At 46.7% G+C, this 4998-nt stretch carries 5 protein-coding genes; 4 read left to right on the forward strand and 1 reads right to left on the reverse strand.

Annotation, left to right across the window (positions count from 1 at the left end; translation table 11 throughout):
- The first annotated feature begins 233 nt into the window (after positions 1 to 233).
- From Q0668_RS23850 to Q0668_RS23865, 4 genes are all read left to right on the forward strand, one after another.
- The gene (locus Q0668_RS23850) at positions 234 to 734 is read left to right on the forward strand and encodes a hypothetical protein (protein ID WP_298869052.1); all 501 of its coding nucleotides are present in this window, start codon (positions 234 to 236) and stop codon (positions 732 to 734) included.
- Positions 735 to 1112: 378 nt separating this feature from the next.
- Positions 1113 to 2213: an alanine--glyoxylate aminotransferase family protein gene (locus Q0668_RS23855; protein WP_298869053.1), complete on the forward strand. Its 1101-nt coding sequence runs from the start codon at positions 1113 to 1115 to the stop codon at positions 2211 to 2213.
- Complete coding sequence (locus Q0668_RS23860) at positions 2210 to 2995, forward strand: phosphocholine cytidylyltransferase family protein (protein ID WP_298869054.1); 786 nt, start codon at positions 2210 to 2212, stop codon at positions 2993 to 2995. The genes Q0668_RS23855 and Q0668_RS23860 overlap by 4 nt, the downstream gene beginning before the upstream one ends.
- Positions 2995 to 3789 (forward strand): CDP-alcohol phosphatidyltransferase family protein, encoded by a 795-nt coding sequence (locus Q0668_RS23865; RefSeq protein WP_298869055.1) that lies wholly within the window; start codon positions 2995 to 2997, stop codon positions 3787 to 3789. The genes Q0668_RS23860 and Q0668_RS23865 overlap by 1 nt, the downstream gene beginning before the upstream one ends.
- Before the next feature lie 236 nt (positions 3790 to 4025).
- On the opposite strand, the gene Q0668_RS23870 is transcribed toward Q0668_RS23865, so the two are convergent.
- The coding region (locus Q0668_RS23870; protein ID WP_298869056.1) for a toprim domain-containing protein at positions 4026 to 4998 on the reverse strand (973 nt) is incomplete at its 5' end.

A 4998-nucleotide genomic window follows, 5' to 3' on the forward strand; every position in this document is an offset into this window, starting at 1 on the left:
TGCGCTCCATCAAATTTCGCAAACCATGTACACTTACACCCATTCCTAATGCGATTTCTGTTAAATTGAGTGTTCCACGTCAGCAGGGTCCTGTGATTAGCGAGCAAAATATGCAATTGCAATATTTGGACTTGCAGATATTGTATATGCGAGTATTGTATATGAAAGTAATGTGAAGAATAGATGAAATTAATATGAAGTATGCCGGTGAGATCAGCAGCAGGAGTACGGAAATGGAAAGCGTCACTATCACACGGGAAACGTTTCTTGCAGACCGGCAGGGAAGAACGTTTGCTGATGTAGTGGATGATCCGGAAGTACCTTTTAAAGAAGTGCTGGACTTTTTCAGCGATGCGGATCGGCAAAGACGGATGGAGGAAGCTGAGATTCACCATGACAGGGCTGCATTGGCTGGGGTTATTCTGGATCTGGAAGCGCAACCGGCAATCAAGCGTTTTTTTGGAGAGATACACGTCCAGCGCAGCAAGCGATTGCGGCAGGCGATTGGTGTTGTGGTGCGGATAATTATGCAGAGTCGAGGATGGCAGAAGACTGGCCGAAAGGGTTCTCTGGGCGTTCGAGCTGCAAACACAGACGTACCATCAACACATCACAACACTGGCGGGTTGGCATTTTGGTTCATTCGCGCCGAGCGGTACGAACTCGAAGAGGGAATGCCGTTTCGAACAGCCCGAGAGCGATTTGAAGAACAAGAATCCACCGATACGCAGTAATCACCTTTTTAAAAAATGAAGCAGTGGACCCACCCCAATCAACCGTCGAAATGTTTGGCGACGTAATCTATTCAGTTTGGAGAAATTCGATGTACGAATTCAAGAGTTGACTACGACGATTGTACATTCTTTGTAATAAACGCCAGAGGACTCCTCAAATAACTTGCACGATCCTCGAAGTGCAACTGAAACACGACCGGAGCGTGATATAGCCGCAAAGCTACGGAGATTTTAAATCGGATTTGTCGATGGACGCGGCATTGATGAATATAAAGACAATGGCCAGACAAAAATTTGCCAGTATGAAATTCCGATTTCGCAAGAGTAACGCTTAGACACGCTGTGAGTTTCCTTAACACAAGGACAGTCTGATTTTTCATGGAAAAACTGCGATTATTCACACCCGGGCCAGTTCCGATTGAAAAACACATCCTGGCCATTGGTAATAAACAACCACCCTATAATCGAACTGAGAAATTTTCCGAGTTCACTCACGAACTTCTCCGAGGTCTAAAATATGTCTTCCAAACAGTGGGTTCCGTCGCCTTGATCACGGGGTCCGGCACGGCGGCCATGGAGGCTTCCGTACTCAACTTTCTCGACGCTACAGATAAGGTTCTCATCATCAACGGGGGAAGTTTCGGCCAAAGATGGTGCGACCTGTGCGACATTCATTCCATTTCCTACGATGAATATAACGTGCCGTTGGAAGCGGATGTTGACTTAACTCATCTGAGCGACATGCTTTTAAACAATCGATACACGGCGTTATTAATTAACGCCCATGAGACTTCAACCGGTCATTTATATGACATTCAAGCCATTGGCAGGATCGCCCGACGCTACGGGATATTTTTCATAGTGGATGCGATCAGCACCATCTGCGCCGATCAATTTTCCATGGATGACTGGCACGTCGACGTAGCGATATTGAGTTCACAAAAGGCGCTCGCTTTGCCACCAGGATTGTCGTTTGTGGCGATGAACCAAAGGGCGATGGCCCGATTGGCCAGAGGGAAGCCAAAGAGTTTGTACTTTAATCTTAAAGATTATCTGACCAATCAACAGCGCGGCCAACTGCCCTACACCCCAGCGATAGGCCTGATGCTGCAACTGCATCAACGCCTCTTGGATATTCAACAACAAACCTTGCCCGCACTAGTGCTACAACATCAACAACGGGCAGAATCTTTTCGTCGGGGGATCGAGGATCTTGCTTTTGATGTATCACCGTTTCGATCATCCAACGCCATGACGGCCCTGTCGTGCGAAGGTCAGGATGCATCCGAGACCGTAGAGGCGCTACGCAACCGTTACAACATCATCGTCGCTCCCAACGGCGGAGACCTAAAATCAAAACTCTTTCGCATTTCCCACATGGGTGCTCAAGATGATGACGACTTAACGAGTTTAATTAGAGCACTTAGAGGCATCGCCTTTCCTGAAACACGCACAACCACTGAAAGGATTGAAGTATGAAAGCAATTATTATGGCTGCCGGAGTTGGCTCTCGGCTCAAACAGCTTATCGGAGATAAGCCGAAGTGTTTGATCGAGACGGACGGGATCACATTGATTAGCCGATCCGTATCGCTTCTGAAAAGTCGGGGCATTTCCGATATTAGTGTTATTACAGGTTACAAAAGTGAGTACATTCATCAGGAATTGCAGTCTCGAGTGAAATATTTTCACAATCCGTACTTCCGGGTCACCAACAGCATCGCATCCTTATGGTTGGCAAAGGATGTGCTGTCTGACGACGTGATCCTCATGAACGCCGACCTTTATTATGAAGAAGCGGTTTTGGACACAGCAATTGCCCAAACCGATCATGCGGTGATGCTCTCGGATTCCACGAGGATTGACGACGCTGATTTTCGCTTTAGTGTGCAGGGAAACCGTATCCTGAAAACAGGTAACCAGCTATCCAATCAAGAAACAGACTGTGAGTATGTTGGCATCGTACGTATTGATAAAAGTTTCATTGCTACCTTTAAGAAGCGTCTCGAAGAAATGATCGTACGGGGTGATTTTAGAAACTGGTGGGAAGGCGTTTTATACTCGTTTATCGACGATGGAATCGACATTTTCCACAGCGATGTTGAAGGAGCATTTTGGACAGAAGTAGATCACCTTGGCGATTACAACCGACTGGTTGAATGGAATTCGTCACCAGCCCTCGGGGCAATACCGGTCGAGTTGGTCCGTGAGCGTCATCTTGATGTTGTGCCAAATGTCTCTGGGTTAAATGAGGCCCTTTAATGGATGAAAAATTTCTGCGTTTGTGGGCCACGAAGAATAAAAATGATGAGTGGTGGTCGTCTTTTGTCACATCGCCATTGGCGATCTGCGCCAATTACATGGTTGTCGATTACAAATGGTTGACACCGAATCTGATCACGTTATTTTCCTTCATGACTGCGATTGCCGCTACGGCATTCATCATTGTTGGCGGGCAGGTGAATTTTTATCTCGCAGCGTTGCTCATCCACGGTAGTCACATCTTGGATTGCATGGACGGACAGATGGCCCGTTATCGAGGTATCTCTTCACGCCCGGGTGGATTCCTCGATAAAATGACCGACCAGATTCAGGTGTTCCTTTGGTTTGGGACAATCGGATACGCGGCTTACGTACAGACCCAAAACATCCTGCCAGTTTTCCTGGCTTTTACAGGCGTTGCTTTCTACTCGCTGCGTGGGTACATAAAATATGTCACCATTTATATTGAAATGTGCGACGACAAGGAGTATCTAAATAAAAAAATTCAGGAAGTCTCTGAGCTTGAAAAGAAAACAGAGGAAACAGCAGGGCTAGGCCATGGCGTTTTAGCAAACCTGCAATGGTTTGTGGGCGAACAACGCAAGATTCTTTCCTTTGATGAGGGCGTTTTTATCTTCATCTTGTCCGTCGCTTTGATCTTCAATATTTTGACACCGGTGCTTTGGATTTTTGCGATCAGTCAGACCTTTTATGGTATTGCGCGTTGTTTGCAACGAGGACGCCAACTTCATCTCAATCAACATCCGCAAATTCTGACCACGACTGAAAAATAGAGTGTCGTTAAGGATCAGGATTACTGGAACACTCCAGGAGTCATTCTGCCAGATTTTCCGATTCGCGATGAATCCGCGAATACGTATGGCTTCCACGCACACATATGGAGTCCGCGAATTGGTTCGTTTTAGCAAATTTCTCAGCGTAACATCTTTTCCTGGCATAAGTTGCATATACTTAGTATCAAATTGCCGTCAGCGAAAACAAAATACGGGATTGCCGTGCGAGTGGATGTTTACGAGACACGGGTTAAGGCCGGATAAATCGTCATATCCCAGTCTTCAGCAGTCACGGATTCTGGTTGTCGGCCTTTGAATTGACCATCAACGAGATCGATTGACCAAGCAAGTCGCACCCGGCAACGTTTTGCCAACTCCAGCACTGTTTGTTTAGCCCCATTTTCTCCTTCTTTGTCGAGATCGAACATGACGGAGATGTGACCACCGGGAGTATTGTTTGCCAATGTTGCTAACTTGTCAGCCTGGGTTTCGGTAATGGTGTTACTGCATACTGCTAACGCGGGAACTCCAAGAGTGTGAAGATTGATGACATCGTTGGGGCCTTCGACGAGAATGATCCCGGTTTGCCTAATTTGTTCCAGAGTAGAAAGTTCGTGGAAATGGGGTTCGCCAAAGAGTTCTTGCCCTCTATGAAAACCTTTGACAAATTTAAATTTGCGAGGTTCTTTGCTGCTGTCGCCGGTGCGTTGCCATTTTTTGTGTTGGTCTTCGTAGTTGAGATTGCGACCAAACCATGTCAGAATATTTTCGTTACTGTCTGCATTGGGATAGCCATAGACGAAGTGACCACGCAATAATCCCTTTGCGTTACTGGGAAGGTAGCCGCAGCGGAATTTCTTCATCATCTCTGGTGTCATGTAAGGACGTTGGCGGACGTACTTTGCTGCTGCTGGGGACATCTCTGCAAAATCGGTAATAAAGTGGTCATCGAGATTGACCAGTTCGCGAGCACGTTCGTTATCGGAATCTTTCAGCCGAATGTTGATAAGAGGGGATTCTCCGCCCGGTTCATTCGAGGATTCGTCAGAATTTTTAGACGACGATGAACGGGGAGAATGAGATGGATGTACATTTTGGTTTGACTCAATGGGTGGTCGTCCTTCAATGAGAGCTTGAAGATCTGTCGCTACTTCTTTGAATTCAGCCCCCTTCAATCTGCCGTCCATTGGTTCGCGGTTATGTTTCATC

Source organism: uncultured Gimesia sp., from assembly GCF_937910335.1.
Taxonomy (GTDB): Bacteria; Planctomycetota; Planctomycetia; order Planctomycetales; family Planctomycetaceae; genus Gimesia.

Bases quoted from the DNA above. Each gene is read 5' to 3' on its own strand.
- Q0668_RS23850 (WP_298869052.1), top strand. From the start codon at position 234: ATGGAAAGCGTCACTATCACACGGGAAACGTTTCTTGCAGACCGGCAG.
- Q0668_RS23855 (WP_298869053.1), top strand. From the start codon at position 1,113: ATGGAAAAACTGCGATTATTCACACCCGGGCCAGTTCCGATTGAAAAA.
- Q0668_RS23860 (WP_298869054.1), top strand. From the start codon at position 2,210: ATGAAAGCAATTATTATGGCTGCCGGAGTTGGCTCTCGGCTCAAACAG.
- Q0668_RS23865 (WP_298869055.1), top strand. From the start codon at position 2,995: ATGGATGAAAAATTTCTGCGTTTGTGGGCCACGAAGAATAAAAATGAT.